Source organism: Pseudomonas sp. FSL R10-2189 (genome assembly GCF_009600325.1).
GTDB lineage: Bacteria > Pseudomonadota > Gammaproteobacteria > Pseudomonadales > Pseudomonadaceae > Aquipseudomonas > Aquipseudomonas helleri.
Genome location: NZ_WIVZ01000031.1, coordinates 17,846 through 38,903, shown reverse-complemented (window position 1 = coordinate 38,903; position 21,058 = coordinate 17,846). Strand labels below are relative to the sequence as shown.

14 protein-coding genes, 1 tRNA gene and 1 pseudogene are annotated in these 21,058 nt (G+C 59.2%); 2 read left to right on the top strand and 14 right to left on the bottom strand.

Annotated features, from left to right (window positions below; translation table 11 throughout):
• Positions 1 to 98: 98 nt before the first annotated feature.
• From GHO32_RS19905 to bcsQ, 10 genes and pseudogenes are all read right to left on the bottom strand, one after another.
• A complete protein-coding gene (locus GHO32_RS19905; RefSeq protein ID WP_153335639.1) occupies positions 99 to 1,175 on the bottom strand; it encodes an alkene reductase in 1,077 nt (358 codons plus the stop codon).
• A 145-nt stretch (positions 1,176 to 1,320) separates the two neighbouring features.
• Positions 1,321 to 2,476: pseudogene (locus GHO32_RS19900) on the bottom strand (cell division protein FtsQ).
• A complete protein-coding gene (locus tag GHO32_RS19895; RefSeq protein ID WP_048368900.1) occupies positions 2,476 to 3,891 on the bottom strand; it encodes an MBOAT family protein in 1,416 nt (471 codons plus the stop codon). The pseudogene GHO32_RS19900 and the gene GHO32_RS19895 overlap by 1 nt, the downstream one beginning before the upstream one ends.
• An 18-nt stretch (positions 3,892 to 3,909) precedes the next feature.
• Positions 3,910 to 4,560, bottom strand: coding sequence for an alginate O-acetyltransferase AlgF (locus GHO32_RS19890; RefSeq protein WP_256665497.1), 651 nt, complete (start codon positions 4,558 to 4,560; stop codon positions 3,910 to 3,912).
• Between the two features lie 20 nt (positions 4,561 to 4,580).
• Entirely contained in the window at positions 4,581 to 5,213 is a 633-nt protein-coding gene (locus GHO32_RS19885) for an SGNH/GDSL hydrolase family protein (RefSeq protein ID WP_153335656.1), read from the bottom strand.
• 53 nt (positions 5,214 to 5,266) lie between these two features.
• Positions 5,267 to 9,301 (bottom strand): cellulose biosynthesis protein BcsC, encoded by a 4,035-nt coding sequence (locus GHO32_RS19880; protein WP_153335636.1) that lies wholly within the window; start codon positions 9,299 to 9,301, stop codon positions 5,267 to 5,269.
• Entirely contained in the window at positions 9,277 to 10,512 is a 1,236-nt protein-coding gene (bcsZ, locus tag GHO32_RS19875; RefSeq protein ID WP_371924485.1) for a cellulose synthase complex periplasmic endoglucanase BcsZ, read from the bottom strand. The genes GHO32_RS19880 and bcsZ overlap by 25 nt, the downstream gene beginning before the upstream one ends.
• 6 nt (positions 10,513 to 10,518) lie before the next feature.
• On the bottom strand, positions 10,519 to 12,795 hold the full coding sequence (bcsB, locus tag GHO32_RS19870; RefSeq protein ID WP_153338168.1) for a cellulose biosynthesis cyclic di-GMP-binding regulatory protein BcsB: 2,277 nt from the start codon (positions 12,793 to 12,795) through the stop codon (positions 10,519 to 10,521).
• The gene (bcsA, locus tag GHO32_RS19865; RefSeq protein WP_368668404.1) at positions 12,795 to 15,023 is read right to left on the bottom strand and encodes a UDP-forming cellulose synthase catalytic subunit; all 2,229 of its coding nucleotides are present in this window, start codon (positions 15,021 to 15,023) and stop codon (positions 12,795 to 12,797) included. Before bcsA ends, bcsB begins: the two co-directional genes overlap by 1 nt.
• Positions 15,020 to 16,150: a cellulose biosynthesis protein BcsQ gene (gene bcsQ / locus GHO32_RS19860; protein ID WP_372239830.1), complete on the bottom strand. Its 1,131-nt coding sequence runs from the start codon at positions 16,148 to 16,150 to the stop codon at positions 15,020 to 15,022. Before bcsQ ends, bcsA begins: the two co-directional genes overlap by 4 nt.
• 901 nt (positions 16,151 to 17,051) lie before the next feature.
• Between bcsQ and GHO32_RS19855 the strand changes: the two genes are divergently transcribed.
• Entirely contained in the window at positions 17,052 to 17,399 is a 348-nt protein-coding gene (locus GHO32_RS19855; protein WP_153336210.1) for a DUF6124 family protein, read from the top strand.
• Positions 17,400 to 17,580: 181 nt separating this feature from the next.
• Here GHO32_RS19855 and GHO32_RS19850 read toward each other — a convergent pair whose 3' ends face one another.
• The 3 genes from GHO32_RS19850 to GHO32_RS19840 form a co-directional block, all read right to left on the bottom strand.
• The gene (locus GHO32_RS19850; RefSeq protein WP_368668402.1) at positions 17,581 to 18,114 is read right to left on the bottom strand and encodes a type II toxin-antitoxin system YhaV family toxin; all 534 of its coding nucleotides are present in this window, start codon (positions 18,112 to 18,114) and stop codon (positions 17,581 to 17,583) included.
• 7 nt (positions 18,115 to 18,121) lie between these two features.
• Positions 18,122 to 18,322, bottom strand: a complete 201-nt coding sequence (locus GHO32_RS19845) for a hypothetical protein (RefSeq protein WP_153336209.1) — start codon at positions 18,320 to 18,322, stop codon at positions 18,122 to 18,124.
• A gap of 333 nt (positions 18,323 to 18,655) precedes the next feature.
• Positions 18,656 to 18,732 (bottom strand) — tRNA-Val (locus GHO32_RS19840).
• Positions 18,733 to 18,916: 184 nt separating this feature from the next.
• Here GHO32_RS19840 and GHO32_RS19835 point away from each other — a divergent pair.
• A complete protein-coding gene (locus GHO32_RS19835) occupies positions 18,917 to 20,200 on the top strand; it encodes an FAD-binding oxidoreductase (RefSeq protein WP_123750512.1) in 1,284 nt (427 codons plus the stop codon).
• Positions 20,201 to 20,354: 154 nt separating this feature from the next.
• On the opposite strand, the gene GHO32_RS19830 is transcribed toward GHO32_RS19835, so the two are convergent.
• On the bottom strand, positions 20,355 to 21,023 hold the full coding sequence (locus tag GHO32_RS19830; protein WP_178113915.1) for a PA2778 family cysteine peptidase: 669 nt from the start codon (positions 21,021 to 21,023) through the stop codon (positions 20,355 to 20,357).
• Positions 21,024 to 21,058: the final 35 nt, after the last annotated feature.

The following is a 21,058-nucleotide window of genomic DNA, read 5'->3' as shown; positions in this document are numbered from 1 at the left end:
CCCATTAAACCCGTAAAACCTGTAGTCGCTGCCGAAGCATGAGGCTGCGAAAACCATTTCATACACCTCTTCTCGCAGCCTTCGTGCCTCGTCAGCGATTACAACGTCGGGTAGTCGATATATCCGGCAGCGCCACCGCCATACAGGGTGTTCGGATCCAGTTCAGCCAGAGGCGCACCGGTTTTCAGGCGTTCGACCAAATCCGGATTGGCAATAAATGGCCGCCCGAAAGCGAATAAATCTGCCTTGTTTTCGGCCAATTGCTGCTTTGCCAGCGCCAGGCCATAACCGTTATTGGCGATGTAAGTGTTTTTGAAACGTCGACGCAGCCCGGCATAGTCAAAGGGCGCAACATCACGCGGCCCGCCGGTCGCACCTTCCACTACATGCAGGTACACCAGGTCGAGCGCCGATAACTGGTCGACGATGTAGTCAAACTGCGCCTGCGGGTCGCTGCAGGTAATCCCGTTGGCCGGGGAAACCGGCGAAATACGGATACCGGTGCGCTGCGGGCCGATCTCGCTGGCCACCGCCGACGCCACCTCCAGTAACAAGCGGGCACGGTTGACGATGGAACCACCATAGGCGTCGTCACGCAGATTGGCGCCGTCTTTGGCGAACTGGTCCAGCAAGTAACCGTTTGCGCCATGGATCTCGACCCCGTCAAAGCCTGCCGCGATGGCATTGGCGGCGGCCTGACGAAAATCGCTGATGATGCCCGGCAGTTCCTCAAGCTTCAGCGCCCGAGGCTCAGAGACATCCACAAAGCTGTTATTGACGAAGGTTTTACTCTCGGCCCGCAGCGCTGAAGGCGCGACCGGGGCACCGCCATCGGGTTGCAGGTCTACGTGGGAGATCCGCCCCACATGCCACAACTGGGCAAAAATCCGCCCGCCCTTGGCATGCACGGCATCGGTCACTGCACGCCAGCCGTCAATCTGCGCCGGGGAATAAATACCGGGCGTGTCCTGATAGCCCTGCCCTTGCTGGGAGATTTGCGTGGCTTCTGAGATCAGCAAACCGGCCGAAGCCCGCTGGCTGTAATACTCTGGCGCAAACTCACTGGGCACAAACCCTTTACCCGCACGGTTACGCGTCAGCGGCGCCATCACAATGCGGTTGGCAAGCGTAAGGTGCCCAAGGGCGTAAGGCTCAAACAACGTCTTTTCGGTCATGGCTGCGGTCCTTTTGAGAAATGACAAAGGACTGTGAGCATAGACCGCGGCGCCTCATGCTGCCGGTGCCAGCAAAAGATCTTTACGACTGCTTCGCAGCCGGACGTAGCCTCGCTGAACTCGTCAATTGATACGGGGTTATTGCCTATTTAGCCCACTCAATTGTCTCGCTGTAAGGCGTTTGGATGTCGCGCTCGGGGATTTCCCAGATCACCAGTTTGGGCGGGGTGTCTTTGAAGGCCGGATTATTGAAGTAGGTGTTCGCCCCCCCCGGAAAACTCGCCGCCATCCTTAGAGAAGTTGCCCACCGGCGCGGCCAGCGCCTGTTGCAGGAAGCCGAGGAAGTTGGAGTTGCGAGAAAAGGAGGTGCCTATTAACGCGATGTTGGGCAGGTTGTCGTCACCAAACAGGTCGTCTTCGCTGGCTACCCCGCTGCTGCCTTCGGTCTTTTTCTCGCTGAATTCGCTAGCCGCCACTGTTTCCGGGGCGGGCTGAGCACTTACTGGCAACCAGTCCAGACCCGCCAGGTGCACCAGGTCGCCCGGGCGGCGGGCCGGGCTTTGCACGGTACGCTCATAGTCTGTGTGCGGGGTGGCGTTGATGCCCATGGCCTGCACGTGCTGGGCAATCGCCTTGGCCGCTGCTGATGAGCCCACTTCGCTCCAGTGAGTATCGCTGCGCAGAAACGCCTCGGCGCCCAAGGGTTGCAGGGTGGGCGCCAGGTCGATGGTCTTGACGCCCGCCTTATTGAGCGCGGCAACCCACACCACGGCGCGGTCCTGCAATTGCGCCGGACGACGCAAACCGCACAGTTGTGAAGCGCCAATCCGGCTCTTGTCCGGTACCACCGCCACCAGCAATTGAATGCCGCGCTTGGCCAGGCGCTGTTGAATGTCGACGACCGCTGCCGCCTTGGTGTCGGCGTTGTCCTGGGCGTGACGGTTGATGCGCATTTCGTCGGTCAGGAACAACCAGCCGTCACAACCCGGACGCACCCTTGCGCCGGTGTCATGGAAGGTCAGCCAACTGGCCGCGCGCTCCAGATCGGCGGCGCGTTCAGGCACCGCCGCCATCGACAATTGCTTGGCAATTTTATGGGTGACTTCGCCATGCAGCACTTGGTCTTGGGTGAGGTTGGGCGGCAACAGTTGTACCTTGCCGCTGACCAGCAACCACATAGCCGAAGCAAAGCTTGCCAGCAAAAACGCGGCGAATACCCAGCCGGACAGCTTGCTGATACGGGCCGTGAATTCACTCGGCATAACCGCTTTAGGGGATGAGTCAGGCATGGGCTCGGCCATCAGAACTGGAAGTACAGGAAAGGCACCGCTTCACGGCTCGCGATCAACGCGAACGAGAGCAGAAAGCCCGCCACCGGCCACACGGCCGCTATCGGTGCATACAGCGCTGAGCCGCCGAAGCGTTGCTCATACCGGCTTTTAAAGGCCGGCGCGAGGATGCAGGCGATCCCCAGCAAAGCCGCCAGGCCGTGGGCCGAACGCAGGGTCACGGCCAGCGCGTCGCCCAGTGCAAAGTCGTGCAAACCAATCTGCCCGGCGTACATGTTCAACGCCGAATGGAAGTCCGGCGCGCGGAACAACGTCCAGGCCATAAACACAAACAACAGGGTCAAGGTGTGCGCCAGCACCGGCGGAATGCTCGGCAAGGTCGAGCGTGACCACAGGCGGTCTACGCACAAAGCAATACCGTGCGCAGCGCCCCACAGCAGGTAGTTCCAGCTGTCGCCGCCATGCCAAAGACCGGCGATGGCCATGGTCAGGAACAGGTTGCGATAGGTTTTCCAGGCGCCATTGCGGTTGCCACCCAAGGCGATGTACAGGTAGTCACGCAACCAGCTGGACAGCGACATGTGCCAGCGCCGCCAGAAGTCCTGAATGCTTCGGGCCAGGTACGGCTGATTGAAGTTTTCCGGGAAGTGAAAGCCCAGCATCAGGCCCAGGCCGATGGCCATGGCACTGTAGCCGGCAAAGTCGAAAAACAGTTGCAGCGAATACGCCAGGCAGCCGATCCAGGCATCGACAAAAGACGGGTTATCCAGATGAAACGCCACGTCCACCAACGGCGACAGGGTGTCGGCCACCAGCACTTTCATGCACATGCCGATCATGAAACGGCGAGCACCCAGCGAGAAGTTCTGCCAGTCGAAGTAGCGTTTGACCAGCTCGCGGCGCACCCAGTCGTAACGAATAATCGGCCCGGCAATCGAGTGGCCGAACATCGAAATATAGGTGGCGTAGTTCACAAAGCTGCGCTCGACCGGCACGGTTTTGCGGTGCACGTCCACCAGATATGAGATCGCCTGCAGCACGATAAACGATAACCCGGCAGGCAACGCCACGCGCTGCCATTCCAGCGGCATGGCGCCCGGGTAGGTGATCCACTCCATCCAGGTGGCCGCCAGGATGTTGGCGTACTTGTACCAGCAGAGCACGGCGGTGTTGAACACGATCAGGGCGACCAACAACCGCACACGGCCCTTCGAGTCTTCCCGCGAGCGGTCAATCAGCAGCCCGCCGACCCACGCGACCACGGTCAACGCCATGTGCAACGCGAGAAACATCGGGTTCAGCCAGCCGTAAAACAACCAGCTGCCGATCAACAAAATAACGTTACGCCACTGCGGCTTGCCCAGCGCATAGATGAGCAGGAACGCTGGCAGAAATAACGTCAGAAACTCGAGAGAGGCGAAGACCATGGCGGCGGCACAATCCGATCAGTTGGATTTAAGTACAGTATCCGTTGCGTGCAACAACCGCGGCCCGCTGGCAGACGGCACCACCATCACGCTGTAACGCTCGCCCGCCTTGAGTTGGCCCAGATCCAGCGCAGCGCCGACATTGGCGTTCGCGCACACCAGTTGCACCGACAATTGCACCGGATTGATCAGGCGGCGCTGGGCGGTGTTGACCGGTACAGACTTGAACAACTCAGCGTTACGGCCTGCAGCAAGCAGCGCGGCATCGGCACATGACGCATCAACGTTAAAAAACGCCAGCGATGCCTTTAAAGCGTTGAAGTCATTCTCGGGTTCGCGCACCACCGCCTGCTGAATACCCGCGCCATCCGGCACTGCAAACACCGTCACAAACTCACTGGGCTCGATCTTCAAATCGATGGGCAACTTCTGCCCGCCACTGACCAGCGCGCCCTTGACCGGTTTGCTGGAGTTCACGGGAAACAACAGCGACACCGGCTGCGCCGTCTCCAGACGCAGCGGCGCCTGCCCAGGCTGAGCAACCACCTCCAGCGGCGCAGGGCTGGCGTTGACGAAGCGTATGAATGCCGAGTCTTCAGCCGGGCCGGTGGCGTAGAGCGCAGGCGCAGCATTTGCCAGGGCGCTGCATACCAACACCGGCCCGGCCATTAGCGCCGAAAAGTGCTTGCTCATTTTTTCAGCCCCTTGACCGCAGGCGTGTCCAGCAACGCTTTGTCGATAGCGTCACCCCAGAGCTTGTAGCCAGGCGCGGTCATGTGTTGGCCGTCGACTGTTGCCCACTCTTTTTGCCCGGGAACCGAAAACTTCAAGGAGTCGATGTAATCACAAGGCGCGACGTTGGCCGCCAGGAAACCCGCCACTTGCTTGACCCGCTCCGGGGTCTTTTTGTATTGAGCGCCCACAGAACCCCAGTTCGGCCCCACCCAGACGCAACGCTTGCCCGTTGCAGCAATCGCTTTGGCCAGGTCGGTGGTCTGCTGCCAGGCCCAGGTTTTAGGGAATTGCGGTTTGTCGTAGCCCGCCATGGTGTCGCCCAGTACAACCAGCACCAGGTCCGGCTTATCCGCAGCGATCAACTCACTGATGGGGGTAGTCGCGGTCTTGTCACTCAACACCACCACCTTGCCGCCGTCCTTACGCTCGGCAGCCCCGCACTGCCCCGCCGGGGAGGCTTTGAGCCAATCACCGGCATTGGAGCCGCAAATGCCCAGGGTGTGTACTTTGGCCCCCTGGGCCACAAGGTCTTCATGCAACGACGTAATCAAATACCCCGGCGTCGCCAAGTGGCTGTCGCCGATCATTAGAATTGTCATGCCCGCCAAAAGAGATGCTGCCACGGTCTAGCTCCTGCACATTAGTTCGAATATGGGGAAAGGTAAGGATTGACCGGCATCGGCATGCGCCCGGTGAAATCTTCGAGCGTGTAGCGCAGGTACAAGCCACCGGTCCACTGCTTGTAGTCCTGGGCGTTGTCCATGCCAAAGCTGCCCCCCAAAATCATATTGCTGCCCAAACGGTACTCGGCGGCCGCGCCGAGGTTGTAGCCGATCCCGTTTTTGTTCTGGCCTGAAGATTTGGTCTGCAACGATGAGCCGGCAGCGGCATAAGCCGCCGAAGCCTGCTCCAGCGATGCCTGCATGGCGCCGTCGTTGGCGAAGTACTTGGCCGAGTCCTGCTCGATGTGTTGCAGGCCCACCGAGCCGCGCAGCGTGTAGCTCCAGCGATCCGCGCGTTGCGACCAGCTCACCGGCACGCCGATGGAGAAGTAGTTTTGCGGGCTGAAGTAGCCGCCACTGCCGTAGGTGAAGTTGTCCTGGTTGTTGTCGTACTTCAGCGCCGTGGCGCCAAGGCCGGCCGTCAACTGGCGCTCTTCATCTCGAAGCAGGTACCAGTAAATACCGGCGCCGCCTTCGGCACGGGTGTTGTCCTTGACGTTGTTGCCCAGCAGTTTGTAAAGGCCCGCGTAACCGTACGCGCCGTAGTCACCGTTGTCGTAACCCAGTTGCACGCGCCCGCCGTTGGCGGTCACGCCGCCCCACTTGAGGCCGCTGCGCGCATCTTTGGCACCGGCAAAAGACACCAGGCTGTCGTTCACCGAGCGGCGCGACAAACTCGCCCCGTAACGCACGTTACTGTCCTCGCTCACCGCGCGATCAATGCTCACGCCCCCCACTGGCGTGCTGTACAGAAAGCCCAGCGGGCTGACACCGATGTCGGCCTTTAGCCCTTGCGAAGGCATCTCATAGCCCACCGCCACACCCACGCCTGAGTCCTTTTGCCGACCGGCCGAACCATTCACCCCACTGGCTGCGGCCAGCGCTGCCGGGGTTGGGTCGGGGGCTGCCAGCACGGTTTGCACCGCAGCGATCTGAGCGGCATTAGGGCCGCCAAAGCGGTTTTTGGCCGAGTCACCGACGCTGCCTGCGTTCAGCGACACCGGGGTCACACGCAAGGCAACACGGTCATCGCCCACCGGCAAGCTGATCTCCAGCGGCGCTTCCACGTCGGTCATTTTGCTCAGGCCCGACTCGCTGTCGTTACTGCGAATGGCCACCCCTTGGGTGATACGCGGGCTGCGCTCCTGTTTGATCTCGGTCAAGGCCGTTTGCATCGCCTGACGCGCTTCTTCTTGCGGGTCGCTGACCGGGGCTGAAGCGACTCGGCGTGGCGCAACGTAATCATCGCCGAACTCAGACACGGCATACCCGCCACTGCTGACACTCGGCGCGATACGCGCTGGATTACGGGTATTGCCCGCGTACACCGGCACGGGCGCAGCGATGTCTTCGTCGGGCGCGGCCAGTTGCTCCTGTACAGGCTCGGGAATCAGCGGCACGCTGCCCTGGGCCAAACGTGACTGGCGACGCTGCCCCTCTGCCCCCACAAACGGGTTGGCGGCCACAGCGGTTTTCGCGAAGGGATTGGTGTCTTGCTTGGGCGGCGCCTGCAATGCCAAGGCGCGGGTGTACAGATCCTGAGCCTTGGCGTTTTTGCCTTGGGCGCGGAAGATACCCGCCGCACTGGCGAGGATCTGTGCATCGTTGGGCGCCAGTTCCAGGGCTTTGTCCGCCGCAGCGGCGGCCCCGCTCTTGTCACCCGACTTGTTCAAGGCCTGGGCCATGCCGATCTGCAATTGCGGGTCATCAGGCGCGGCCCGCAACAAGGGCTTGTACAGTGCGATGGCTTTGGCGCTGTCGCCATTGGCCAGGTACATGCGCGCCAGTGCGCCGTTGGCCAATGGGTCGTTCGGCCGTTGGGCCAATGCCGGGGCCAGGGTGTCGTAAGCCGCGACCAAATCGCCTTTCTCCCGCAGTACGTCAGCCTGACGCACGGTGTACAAAAACAGCAGTTCGTCGTAGGTACGCTGATCCGCCGCGGTCAAAGGCTGGCTCTGCAATTGGTGCAGCAACTGGTTAACCTTGGCGTCATCGCCGGTTTTGAGCAGCACACCGGCATACGCCAGGCGCAACGACGCGGGCGGATTAGTGCTCTGCGCAATGGCGTTGCGCAGCATCGACAAAGCGTGATCCGGATAACCCGCATCGACATACGCCGAGGCCAACATGCCGATGGATTGCGGCTTGCCGTTGGCGGCCAGTTCAGCGCGGCGCAACAAGGTCAGCGCTTGCTCACGGTCGCCCTGCTTGGCCAGCGTCGCCGCCTGGGTGACCAGCGCTTGCATCTGCGCTTCGCTGGCCAGTTGCTGCATTGGCGCCGTGCGCTGACTCACAGGGATGCGATCCAGCGTGCTTTGCGCGGCCGACCATTCGCCCAATTGGCTCGACAGCAAGGCACTCGCGTACAAGACCTCGGGGTCTTGCGGGTTGGCCTTGAGCGCATCGGCCATGGTTTGCCGGGCCTTGTCCGGGGTCTTGGCTTGCAGGTAATACAGTGCCAGGTCGTAGTGCGTCCAGGCATTGCCCGGATCATTGCGGATGGCTTCTTGCTGCGCCGCGATCGCACCCTTGAGATCACCACTGCGCGCCGCATTTTTGGCCTTGCCCACCGCTACCGCGGCTTTCAACGGACGCAAGTCGCCCAAACGCTGTTGCTGGGCCGGGGTCATGCGCTCGACCATCTGCATGGCCTGGCTGGCCTGACCGTTTTGCGCCATCACGGTGATCAACCCGAGCAACGCATCCGGGTTGTCGTTGTCCAGGCTAAGGGCCTGACGATAGCTGGCCTCGGCATTGGTCAACTGGTTTTGTTCAGCCTGTACCCCGCCCAGCGCAATATAGCCTTCGGCCTGACGCGGCTTGCTGGCGATGGCTTGCTGCAACAGGCTGCGCGCCCGTGGCAAGTCTTGACTGGCCCGCGCTTTGTCGGCCTGACCCAGCAGGCTCCAGTAGCGGTTACCGTCCAGCGCCGACTGCCAGCGCTTGTCGGAACCGCGGGCAGCGGCCCGGCCCAGCAACTCATTGGCGTCACTCAAACGGCCCTGACGCTGACGCACCAGACCGAGGCCGCCCAAGGCGTCGGAGTCTTGCGGCTGCTCTTTGAGGCGTGCCAGAAACGCTTGTTCAGCGACGTTGAGCTGGTTGTTTTGCAGCGCCTTGTAGCCGCGCGCCAGGTTGGGGTTCATGTTGGCCGTGCTACCCGCTTTGGGACGGCTGAGCATTTGCGTGCGGATCTCGCTGTCGTTCGGGTTGGCCTTGAGATAAGCCTCAAACAAAGGGATGTCCGAAGGGCGTGGGGTGCCCAGCCAGACCAGCCCCTGGCGCCAGCTTTCGGTGGCTTCACCGCCCAGTTCAGGCAGCGTCGACAGCTGCGCAAGGCGCTGCAAACCTTCAGGACGGGTGCCTTCATTGCGAATCAGCAATTTGGCCAGTACTAGCTTGGCCTTGGCGTTGTTCGGGTTCTGTTGCAGCAAGCGCTCCAGCCCCTGACGGGCTTCATTGGCGCCGCCAGCGGTGTAGCTCAGGTAGTTGTAGAACTCCAGCGCCAGCTCACCTTGCGGCGGCTTGCCGGCAAACGCCTGCCGGTACAACGCCACCGATTTTTCCAGCTCGCCGCTACGGGCCTGAGTGCGCGCCTGATCCAGCAGGTCCGGGTTTTTACCGGCTTGCAGGGCAATGGCTTGCTCCAGTTGCAAGGTCAGTGGATCACCGGGATGGGACTGCTTCAACTGCGCCAGGTAATTGCTCGCGCCGGTCACACGCTTGGCCTTGAGTTCCAGCAGGCCCAGGCCGTATAACGCGTCCACTTGTTGCGGGTCGATCAACAGCAGCTTTTTCCAGACCTCCGTGGCCCGGGCCGGGTCGTCTTGGGTCTGCCAGTATTTACCCTGCTCAAGCAGTGCCTTGCCAGCGTCATTGAGCGCGGCAAAACTGCTGCTGTTAATCAGTGCTGCAAGTATCCCGAAGGCTACGGCGTGGTGGCGCGCGGACATGTTGTCTCCCACATCGGTTGCAACTTCCCGTCATCCAGGAAGTGGTAGCGGTTGTCCATATAGCCCAACGAAAACAGGCTCAATACAAAGAAGTAGTACGGCGGCTGTGCCAGCTTGACCGCTTCAGGCGTCAGGCTTTGCGCCATGAGTTGCTCCACACGCACGGCCTGCTCTTTTTGCAGCGTAGTCTTGCCCAGCGCTTTGAGGTACGGCAGCAACGCCGCCGAGAAACCAAATGGCCCTGCCCCGCTGCGCTCGCCGGTGGTGACCTGAACTTTTTCCGGGGGCACGCCGTCTTCGGTGGTGGTCTGCAACATGCCATTCAGGTGTGTGAGCAAGGGTTTGCGCAACCGGTCACGGGCCGGCATCAGCCCGGCCCACATATAGGTGCGAATGGCGTCATAGCTGCCCAAATCACCCTTGGTAGGGTCGGTCACGAACTCGCCGGTTTTGGCGCCGGTGGCGCGATAAGTCACCCAATCCGCGACAAAGCCGTTGTGAGAAACGGCTTTGATCAGGGTGGCGGTGTTCTTGGCGATGTCCGCCCATGGACCTTTGGGATCGACCTCAGCAAAGCGTCGCAGTACCGGAATCGGCATGTAGCTGGGGTTTAGCTGCCACTGATCAGGGCTGGCCGGATCCGGTTTGATAAAGCCGAACTTGCCCGGCAGCAGCATCTTGCCAAGGCCCGGCAAGGTGGCAACCTCTTGGGCGGCGATGTTGTGCAGCAGATGCCGACCGTCTTCGGTGTAATCCATGCGGTGCCAGAGCCGCCCGGCCTCCAGCAGGGCATAGGCAAACCACAGGTCGCCATCAGACGCCGAGTTGCTGTCCAGCAACACCCATTCACCGTGCTCGTCCAGGCCCCAGAACCAACCCGGCAAATGGGTTTTGATGTCGCCCTGGGCGAGGTTATTCACGCTCCAGCGCCACAGTTTTTCAAAGGTCTCGCGATCATCCGCCACCAGCGCAAAGAACATGGCGTACGACTGCCCCTCTGAAGAGCTGTGACGCTGCGGCGTGCTGGCGTCCATCACCCGGCCGTCAGGCTGCACAAAGTGCTCAACGAATGTTTGCCAAAGCGGCCAGGGCGGCACACTGCAAGCCTCTGCGCGCGCGGTAACCGGCAGCAGCCAGGTCAACAGCAACGCACACAGCAGGCCACCCCGAAAGCGGGCTCGCACAACACTCACACCCGTCACGAAAAGCACTGGGCGCTACTCTTTAAGACGCTTGTTGGCACGCGCACGCAATGCCAGGTAAGCCAGCCCGCTGAGCACCACCACGCCCAGGCCGGTCAGCACCAGCACCCACAGCACATGGCGCGACATCAACCATTGCAGGTATTTGATCGTGCCCAGGTTGCCAACGTAGTAATCCTCGTCAGCCACCAGCGCTTCAACGGCTTTGTCGCGCACCACCACCAGGCTGCCCTGGACCGACTGGGTGTAATCCTCCCCGCCAATCAGGGCGTTGGTCGCATCCGCCAGACCTTCTGGGCCGCCACCCGCGATCACCACCACGCTGCGACCACTTTTAAGTGGCGACTCAAAACCCGTCAGGTAAGTGCTGCGCGCACCACCGGAGAACGCCATGGCCAGTTTGGTTTTACGCACGTTGGCTTCCGGGTCCGGGCTGAACCAGTCACGCACGCGCATCGGCAGGTCAGACAGATGGAATTTCTGCTGGCCGTCGGCATCGTAAGCCGGCAAGCGATCGGCCCACAGCGACAGCAACGGCTGGTTGTTGCCCGAGGCAAACACCAGCAGGTCTTTGTCGGCAGCGCCCGCCACTTTGTCGGCTTCGATCACTTGCACACCCACCGCCGGGTAGCCGGTGGACTGGCCAAAACGGCCGAGCACGGTCAGGAATGCATTCAGTTCAGGAATGCCAGGGTGGTCAGGCAGCACCACCGCGGTTTCTGACAGGTCAGCCATGCGGGTGAACGGGAAACCGGCGTCTTTGAACACACCCAGGTTAGGCATCGCGATGAAATGGTCGTAGCCGGTCAGGTCCAGGGTCGACTCAGGGTCGATGGAGCCGCGCATGTTGTCGATGATAATGTCGCGGCATTCGCCCTGCTTGATGTAATCAAACATGTAGCGCAGTTGCAGACGTGATTGCAGGGCTACCGAGTTAAGCGGCAGGCGCACGCTCAGTTCGCGATCAAGGTTGCCGTTGTTGCTTTTAAGAGTGCTCAGCACGCTGCTGTCGAGTTTTTCCTCGGAGGGCAGGCTTTGCGACTGAATCAGCGCATCGTTAAAGCTGACGATAAACGACGAGTTGTTGGATTTTTCTTGCGGGGTGTAACGGTATTTGAGGTCCAGCGGGGCCCCGCTATCGCGCCAGGTGAACAGGTCTGGCGGAAAGTTCAGCGGCACCACGATGTCGCCCGGGTTGTAACCGGAGACATTGAACTGTTGTTCTGGCAGCAGCTCGCCGAGCTTGACCTTGCGGTCTGTCGGCAACCAGTTTGGCGCGTCGTAAGGCTTGCGTGGCTGCACCACCGTCAGGTTATCGATCACCACGCCGTTGCCCGACAACGCCTGGCTGCCCAGCACTAACGCCGTAGCGGCCCGCTTGAGTTCGGCACTGTCACGCCCGGTAATGAGCAACAACTTGCCGTTGGGGTCGTTGGGGTTAGTGATGATGCTCACGCTCGGGCCCTTGGCCGCTGGCAGTGTCACGCCGTCCAGTTGCAAGTCACCCTGGCCGCTGAGCAATACCACGGCGTTACCGCTTGTAGGGATCTGGTTGAAGCTGGAAGAGAACCGCGCACCGCGATAGCTGGACAGTGCACCGAACCAGGAAGACAACGCACCGGCCGCTTCCAGCGTGGTGTTGTCCGGTGAGGCGGCAAAAACAAATGGCAGCTCCAATGGCCGCGCGTCACGACGATCAAAAAAGGGCAACGGTAAAATCGACAAATCATTGGGCAACGGCAGCGGTGACACATCGAGGGTCAAGTTGGTGCCGTTGTTGATCTTGGCCCACAAGCTGGAGTGCTGCGGGTCCTCGCAACTCATGGTGTAGTGCCCGATGAACTGCAAGCTCAAACGGTTGAACTCAGTGATCAGGTGCGGAGGAATATCGATGGTTTGCTGCTGCGGTTGCCCGGCCTTGTCTTTAGGCAGCGGCAGGCTCGCCGCCACTTCGTCATTGATCAGCACGTTGATTTGCGACAGGTCGGCCAGCAACGAAGGCGAATAGGCGTACTGCAGGTTCAACTTGGCGCCCGTGACAATCGAGTCGGCGCGCACGTTAAAGCTGACGCTGTCGGTTGAGTCCACACCGCGCAAGGTCATGGGGTAATTGCGCCCCAGTTGCTTGAGCGTCACGGTGTAGCTATTGGGGGTGGCCGCAGGAGCCGCCGGCGCAGCGGCCGTCTCGGCGTACGCCGTGCCGCCACTCAACGCCAGCCAGGCACAGGTCAGGCCTGCCAGTGCACGACGCGGGTCGCGCAGATTACTGAAAGCGAAAGGCTTTGAATTCATCATTTGTCCAATACGTTTTCTAGAGTGGATGGGGCGACACGACGACGCGCAACGGCGTTTCGTAGTTCCATAAGCGTGGCTTTGAACAGTGCGGTAAAACCGCGCCAACCGATGCGGGTAACGGCACGCAAAGCCACCAAAGGCGTATCGATTTCGCCATGGCCCCAGGTTGAAGCCCAGGTATCGGCACGTGAAAACGTCAGACGAACCAGTTCGCTTTGCTGACGCAAACTCAAGTGGTCAAACTGCAAACCCAGCAATCCGCCACGGCTGAACACAATGATGGCCGGGAACACGCTCGCCTGATCGTTGCGAAACAGCGAGATCTGCACCCGCGCGCCTTGGGGGGCGCTGACGCCCTCGGGTAGACGCAGGCCCATGCCTTTTTGCGAGAAGTCTTGAGTCACGCCTTCGATGACGCTGCCATCAGGCAAGGTCATGAGCGCAGGCATGACAGCAGCCACCCGAGGCTCAGAACGTACCTGGCGGGTTTCACTGGCAACCGCCACGGCCGCACTGGTGATGATCAGGTTGTAGACCGTCCACACCAGGTTGATCAGCAAGGTAACGACCGCCCCCTCGCTGCCCACTGCCAACTGCACAAAGCCGAAAATCATCCCGGCCAGGTTGATGGCCAGCAGCACGATATAAGGACGGGCCAGCTTCCAGTCGAAGAAGGTCTGATCGATGATCCCGCCCTTGCTGGTCACGTTGAAGCCGCCGAACTTGGGTTTGACCAGCGCCATCAGCACCGGCCCCATGATGTACCAGGCCAGAACCGTCTCGTACACCTCGTTCCAGAACGAGTGGCGAAAGCGCCCCTGAATCGCCGAGTTGGTCAACGCCGCATGGAAAATATGCGGTAACGCATACGCCATGATCATCAAGCCGGTGGCATGGAAAATTTGCGCACCAAAAAACAGGTACGCCAGCGGTGCGGTCAAGAACACCAAGCGCGGCAAACCGTAGAAAAAGTGCAGCATGGCGTTGAGGTAGCACAGCCGTTGGCCCAGCTTTAAGCCCTTGCCGAACAACGGGTTGTCGGTGCGAAAGATCTGCGCCATGCCCCGCGCCCAGCGCACCCGCTGGCTGATATGGCGGGACAAACTTTCGGTGGCCAGCCCTGCTGCCTGCGGAATCGCCAGATACGCCGTGTTGTAGCCCGCGCGGTTGAGTTTTAGCGCGGTGTGGGCGTCTTCGGTCACGGTTTCTACCGCGACGCCGCCCACTTCAAGCAGCGGGTCACGGCGCAATACCGCACAAGAACCACAGAAAAAGGTCGCGTTCCACAGGTCGTTACCGTCTTGCACCAGGCCGTAAAACAACTCCCCTTCGTTAGGCACCGAGCGGAAGGTGTTGAGGTTTTTTTCAAACGGGTCCGGTGAAAAGAAGAAGTGCGGGGTCTGCAACATCGCAAGCTTGGGGTCTTTCAAAAACCAGCCAATGCTGATTTGCAGGAACGAGCGGGTTGGCACGTGATCGGCATCGAAAAAGGCCACGTACTCGCCGCTGGTCACCTTCAAGGCTTCGTTTAGATTGCCGGCTTTGGCGTGACGGTTATTGTCACGGGTGATGTAGCCGACGTTGATCTGCTCGCAGAACTCACGGAAGTCTTTGCGATTGCCGTCGTCGAGCACATGAACGCGCAGCTTGTCCTTGGGCCAGTCCATGGCTTGAGCTGCAAAAATCGTCAGCTTTACGATATCCAGCGCTTCGTTGTAGGTCGGAATAAACACATCGACAACCGGCCACTCGCTGGGCGGCCCCTTGAGCAGCACCGGCTGGCGACGCAGCGGCCAGGCCGTTTGCAGGTAGCCGAACACCAGCACCGCCAGGGCATACAGTTCGGCCAGCACCAGACCGTAACCAAACGCAATGTCGAGCCAGCTTTCAAAGTCCAGTGTCGCCGTGACGCGCCAGTACATGTAACGCAGCGAAGCGGTGAGTGACAGGCCGATGAGGATCAACACTGTCAGGCGCCCCGGAATCTTGCGCAACACCAGCGCCACCGCGAAACAGCCCACGGCGAACATGCACTGCGCATAAAACTCAAACGGCGTAATGATGATTAAGATGCCCAGCATCACGCATAACAGCGTCACGCCCAGGCCCAGTACGTGACGCAGCCCGGACGGCCACTGTTCAATGCGATCAGATATCGCCTGGGCCCAACGCTGAGTGCGGGTTGGCGGGGCGGCCGCATCGGCTTCTGGAGTGGTCGTTATCACTGGGCTTCAACCCCTTGAGCACGCGAGGCTTTGAACCGGGCCTTGAGTTGTTCTGCAAGCTGCAACACGCCCTCACTCGCTGGCGAAGGCTCGGCCGCCGACATGGGGTTGCGTCCGTAGGCCAGCGCTTCACCCAGGGTATTGTCCAGAGGCACGACCGCGATCAACTGCTGCCCAAGGCGGCGTTTGAACACCTCAAGCATGTCCCGTGAAAACTCACGGCTGACGTCGAACTGATTCACCACATAGGTGCAATGTGAAGACGCGGCGCGGGCATGGGGCGCATTCAGCAGGCGATCGATCGGGTCCAGTGTGTTGAAGCTGGCCGCATCGGCCGTGGTGACCACAATCACTTCGTCGGCCACGTCCAGGGCTTGCGCCAGTGACGCTGTAGAACCGGTCGGAGTGTCTATGAGCACCACATCGTTTGCAGCCAAGTCCATGTGGTCCAACTGGCGAGCCAGCCAGTGGTGGTCTTCGTGCATGGCATGCGTCAATGCGTGATGTTCGTCGTCGCCCAACACGCCGTAGGCCAGCAACAAGGCGCCATCAAAGCCGGGTTGCAGCCTGTCATGCCAGGAGTGCCCTGCCCCGTTCAGGCTGCCGATGCCGGACTCGCCGTGTTCGACGCCAAGCTGATAGTGCAACGCGTTTTGCGGGTCCAGATCGATGGCCAGGGTGCGGCCGTCCTCCAGGCGCAAACGGCTGGCCAGTCCGGCCGCCAACGTGGTTTTACCGACACCGCCCTTGAGCGACACCACCACCACAACATGCGCCTTGCACTTGGCCGGACGACCCCGCGCAGCCTCTTGGCGCACTGCCTCTTCTGCCAGCGCCTGCGCCTCAACCTCACGAGCCTGAACCACCTCGGCGAGCAGATTGCGCAAACGGTTGGGTGCAGCAGGCAAAACCGTCAGAGATGGCTGTGTAATAAGGGGTTGCGAGGTGGGTGGAACGAGTTGAGCGTCAACAGGGTATGCCAGATTTTGCTCTGCCTCGGCGACCGGCACGGGCTCAGGCTCTGGCTCGCTGACGGGGTGCTCCAGCATTGAAGCGACAGGCTCGATTGAAACAAGGGGTTCGCTGAGCGGCGCTTCAGCACTGTCTGCGACTACTTCAGTAGTCACCGCAACTTCAGGGCTGGCCGGGGCTTTTTCCGGCTCTGGGGCAGGAGGATTCTCTTTGTAATCGATCTGACTTTCGAACTCGTGATAACTACCAGCACTTGCTCCGAATCTGCTGAAAAGACTCGATATGTCATCTGTACGGTTCATAGAGAATTCCCGTGACGCTAGCTTTTTATTAAAGGACATCTGCACGCCACATCGATAGCTTCAAGGTAGGCCATCAGTATGGCATCGTCAATATTTTGAATATGTCAGACCTTAAATCTGGGATCCAATTAAAAAAAAACATTCTATTCGTCATTATTTTGACATATCGGAAATTTTGAAATTGACGCGATAGCCCCTCAATCGCATTGCGGCCGCGCCTGCCGCCCTGCAACCCGCTAACGGCGGGCCTTCTAGCCAAAAAACAGCGATATGCCGGAACTCAAACCTATCTCACTACTGTTACAAATAACGGCACCGGTTTGACGGAGCGAACGCCAGCAGAAAAATAGAAGGTGCCCCGTAGTGTCCGTTAAAAAGACTAGTTCCATCTCATGATTTTGGAGCGGCCACCTGCGCAAAATCAGGCATTTCGTACGACGTTTCCCTTTCAATCCGACGAAACATCCTAGAAAATCTCGCGCGCTTGCGTCGGCCAACATCGGGCACTAGTCTCGGCCCACTGCTGAAAAAAACAGCAGTCGGGTTTAGTAGCTCGGTTTGTAATCCGGCGCATACCGCCACCTCGTTGAGGCGTATTTTTTCGCTCTCGATTTTATGGTGGCCGTGCGCAGGGCGTTCTCGAGCGCGCCGGGTTCCGGATACACCGGTCTACTAACCTGCGTACGGCTACCACCTTAATTCGTTTAGTAGCGAACGGTGATAGCTCCCTTATGCTGTATCCGGAGTTGTAACCATGAAAAAAATCGTACCTGACCCACCTGCTTTAACCCCAGAAGCTGCTGCGAGCCATGAGCTGTCGCTCGATCGTGTCGCCGCTAATCGCGCGCTGGATTTTTACCTGCTCGACCAAAAGCCCTCTCGCCACGCGGACTCGTCCGCGTATGCAATCCCTGATAGCGTTAATTCAGAAGCGGCTTTGGCCCAAGCGTCAGACTTATTGCGCTGCCTGGGCGCCTCGGCGATTGAGGCGGGGAATGGTTTGAGCGGGCATCAGCGCCACTTAGTGTTGTCGCTCGTGCACCTGGCAGAACTCGCCCAGGCGTACGTCGACAAGTCACTGGACAGCGTGAGCACGCACTAAAGCAGTACGCGCCTGCTTGGCGACAGGCGCGTTTGAAGTGTGCAGATTACTGAGATGAGCAGATTGAGCCTTGAGAGGATCCGCGCTTATGAGCGACAGGATTTGCGTCGTCGCACCGTTGCGTAGCTACTTTGAGGCGAAGGGTCAATCTGACGCATTAAAGGGAAGGCTTGAATATGAATCAAGACGGGACAGGCGCAACAACCTGGTCATCAGCAGTTACTGCTGGCTCCAATGACACGATGTAAGGGTCGCTCTCTGCCAAAAGCTTGGCAAATTCGCTTGGCACCTTGCCACCCTTAATCATCGCAGCAAAGACGGCGTAGACATCATTTTTGCCACCCGCTTTTCTAAGCGTGTCCTGATCATTGATCCATACATAGATGATCGTTTTAGGGGCATCTGAACGAAATTGAAAAAACAGACGGTAGCGCGGAGCCATACCCTGCTTTTTAACCCGAAGCCAATGCTTATTGGTCTTTCCCAGCGTCGTACCTTGACGGTAGCCAGGGTGCGCCGGGTTGGCAGGTACATTGACCAAAATATTTTCGGCAATAGCATCTAGAAGCTTGTAGGAGGGATGACGATGAAATTCATCTGGATCCTTCTCTGCAGCCTTCTCAACCTCTGCTGTAAGCGCCTCAAGGCGCTCCAAGAAAAACGGGTGAGCATAAAGTGCCCACCCGTTGACAATGTTAAGAGTGCTTTCAGTCACGTAATCTTTAGCCTTCTAGAAGCTCACTACGACGATTTTGCTCAGCCTTAAGGCGAAGGGACTGAATTCGATTCAGAAGACCAGCAGGTATAGGCTGGATACTCTCTGGCTGATTTTTGATGTCATCGTGGAGAAAATCTAGAAAGTCGGCTTTGGTCTGGAGCTCAGCCTTTTTCTCTGCGAAAGACACAACATTGGTTTTAGACATAATGTCTCACCTTTGGAAAATGCGCTAACCCCTATCAGGTATAGCATGGTCTGCGTCTTGCGACCTTGACCTGCGCGAACACCGGTCAACATAGAACTTTCTAAGCGCTGTCGAAAACCCTTGCGGGATCGGCCTCAAATGAGGCAGGAGCGATTATGTAGCCTTAACAAGCTTTGTTCAACTCAATATCTGAAAAATCAAATCTCGTGCTTATGATCGCTCAGCACCTGCATTTGCATCATATGAACAAAAGCCTGGCAAATCCAAAGACAACAAAAAAGGGCCCACCTTTCGGTGAGCCCTTCTAGACCGCCCAGCAGAGCGGATTTTGTTTGGTAGGCGCGATTGGACTCGAACCAACGACCCCCACCATGTCAAGGTGGTGCTCTAACCAACTGAGCTACGTGCCTGCTGTGGGGTCGCATTCTATAGATTTGCGGAGGGGTGTCAACACCTTTTTTGCAGCTAACCCCATGAATAGTCGAAATTTTTATTTTCACCCCGAAAATACTCAGCCAGCGCTGGCTGGCGGGCGAATTTCAACTGAGGTAGCATCGGGCGCACTCGTAAAAAATATAAAACAGAGGTTGCAGAATGGCGAACACACCTTATCCCCAGTCCTACTATGCGGCTTCGGCTAATCCGGCGCCGGAGCGCCCTGCCCTGCAGGATGAGGTTGAAACGGATGTCTGTGTGATCGGCGCCGGTTATACCGGGCTGTCGAGTGCTTTGTTTCTGCTGGAGCACGGTTTTAAGGTCACGGTGCTAGAGGCGGCCAAAGTGGGTTTTGGCGCGTCAGGGCGTAACGGCGGCCAGATCGTTAACAGTTATAGCCGCGACATTGATGTGATTGAGCGCACGGTCGGCGCCAAGCAAGCCCAACTGTTAGGCCAGATGGCCTTTGAAGGCGGCAAGATTATTCGTGACCGCGTTGCCAAGTATCAGATCCAGTGCGATTTAAAAGACGGTGGTGTGTTTGCCGCGATCACCAGCAAGCAAATGGGTCACCTCGAAGCACAGAAGAAGCTGTGGGAGCGCTACGGCAATACGCAACTTGAGCTGCTGGACAAGCGCCGTATTGGTGAAGTGGTTGCTTGCGATCTCTACCAGGGCGGCCTGCTGGACATGAGCGGCGGGCATATCCACCCGCTGAATCTGGCGTTGGGCGAAGCGGCTGCGGTCGAATCCCTGGGGGGCACAATTTACGAGCAGTCGCCCGCCGTGCGCATCGAACGAGGCGCCAACCCGGTGGTGCATACGCCACAAGGTAAGGTACGTGCCAAGTTCATTATCGTGGCGGGCAACGCGTATCTGGGCAATCTGGTGCCTGAGCTGGCGTCCAAGTCCATGCCGTGTGGTACGCAGGTCATTACCACTGAACCGCTGAGCGAGGAGCTGGCCAAAACGCTGCTGCCTCAGGATTACTGCGTCGAGGACTGCAACTATTTGCTCGACTACTATCGCCTGTCGGGCGACAAGCGCCTGATCTTCGGCGGTGGCGTGGTGTACGGGGCGCGCGATCCGGCCAACATTGAAGCGATTATTCGACCTAAGATGCTCAAGGCGTTCCCGCAGCTCAAGGACGTTAAAATTGATTACGCATGGACAGGCAACTTCCTGCTGACGCTGTCCCGTTTGCCGCAGGTTGGGCGCATTGGCGACAACATCTATTACTCCCAAGGCTGCAGCGGGCACGGGGTAACGTATACGCACCTGGCGGGCAAGGTGCTGGCCGAAGCGCTGCGCGGGCAGGCTGAGCGTTTTGATGCGTTTGCTGACTTGCCGCACTACCCTTTCCCCGGCGGGCAGTTGTTGCGTACACCGCTGACGGCGTTGGGTGCCTGGTATTACAGCTTGCGTGACAAGTTCGGGTTTTAACGGCTAAAGAAAGGGCTCGCGATCTTTTGATTTTGGCCGTTGCATCGAGTGGGAGGGTTTGTGTGCGCCACACCCTGTAGGAGCGAGCTTGTCTCGCGATCTTTTGATCTTTTAAAAGATCGCGAGACAAGCTCGCTCCTACAGTGGGTGTTTGTTATTGCAGGGCTTTGATGGCTTTGCTCGCGGCTTGCTCCTGGCCCAAGCGGGACAGGTCGTTAGCCGCCTTTAACCACCGCTCTTTGTCGACATTCACCGGCAGTTGGTCCGGGGCCAAAATCAGCACGGCCCAGCTGCCGGCATCTTTCCAGCTGGACTCAAACTTGCTGAATTCCATGATCCGGCGCCGATCCATGCCTGCGCGCAACAATACGGTTTGTTTGTTGCGGTCATAGCCCGCCAACACTGCATAACGCGGTTCGCTCCAGACCCGGCCATCCATAAAGCGCACCATCACCGGGTGGCCTGCGGCAACTTGGGTCAACAGTGCTGTGAGTGCAGGATCCAGCCGATACACCATCAGCCCGTATTGCCCGGCCAGTTGCTCCATATTGCTTTGCAACGAAGCTTCGGCCTCTGGCAGTTTGAGTGGTTTGGTCAAAAGGCCCGGAGTGATTCTGATGCGCTGCTCACCCAGCATGCTGGCCAACACCTGCGGGCCGCTTTGATGGGCGTTACCGCGAAAAAAAGGCACACCGTTAAGCTCAACCCGCTCTGGCAGATGACGCATTTGCGCCTGGTCAACACTGGCACAGCCCACCACGGTCACGGCCAATGCGGCCAGCAGCCACAGACGCAGCCCTTTCAATCCACTCAGTCCCTGCATACGCCCTCGCTTTGAATGAACGCCAGACCGCAAGG

Excerpts from the sequence above, each read along its gene's own strand:
- GHO32_RS19905 (WP_153335639.1), bottom strand. The coding sequence starts at position 1,175 with ATGACCGAAAAGACGTTGTTTGAGCCTTACGCCCTTGGGCACCTTACG.
- GHO32_RS19895 (WP_048368900.1), bottom strand. The coding sequence starts at position 3,891 with ATGGTCTTCGCCTCTCTCGAGTTTCTGACGTTATTTCTGCCAGCGTTC.
- GHO32_RS19890 (WP_256665497.1), bottom strand. The coding sequence starts at position 4,560 with ATGGCCGGGCCGGTGTTGGTATGCAGCGCCCTGGCAAATGCTGCGCCT.
- GHO32_RS19885 (WP_153335656.1), bottom strand. The coding sequence starts at position 5,213 with ATGATCGGCGACAGCCACTTGGCGACGCCGGGGTATTTGATTACGTCG.
- GHO32_RS19880 (WP_153335636.1), bottom strand. The coding sequence starts at position 9,301 with ATGTCCGCGCGCCACCACGCCGTAGCCTTCGGGATACTTGCAGCACTG.
- bcsB (WP_153338168.1), bottom strand. The coding sequence starts at position 12,795 with ATGAATTCAAAGCCTTTCGCTTTCAGTAATCTGCGCGACCCGCGTCGT.
- GHO32_RS19855 (WP_153336210.1), top strand. The coding sequence starts at position 17,052 with ATGAAAAAAATCGTACCTGACCCACCTGCTTTAACCCCAGAAGCTGCT.
- GHO32_RS19845 (WP_153336209.1), bottom strand. The coding sequence starts at position 18,322 with ATGTCTAAAACCAATGTTGTGTCTTTCGCAGAGAAAAAGGCTGAGCTC.
- GHO32_RS19835 (WP_123750512.1), top strand. The coding sequence starts at position 18,917 with ATGGCGAACACACCTTATCCCCAGTCCTACTATGCGGCTTCGGCTAAT.
- GHO32_RS19830 (WP_178113915.1), bottom strand. The coding sequence starts at position 21,023 with ATGCAGGGACTGAGTGGATTGAAAGGGCTGCGTCTGTGGCTGCTGGCC.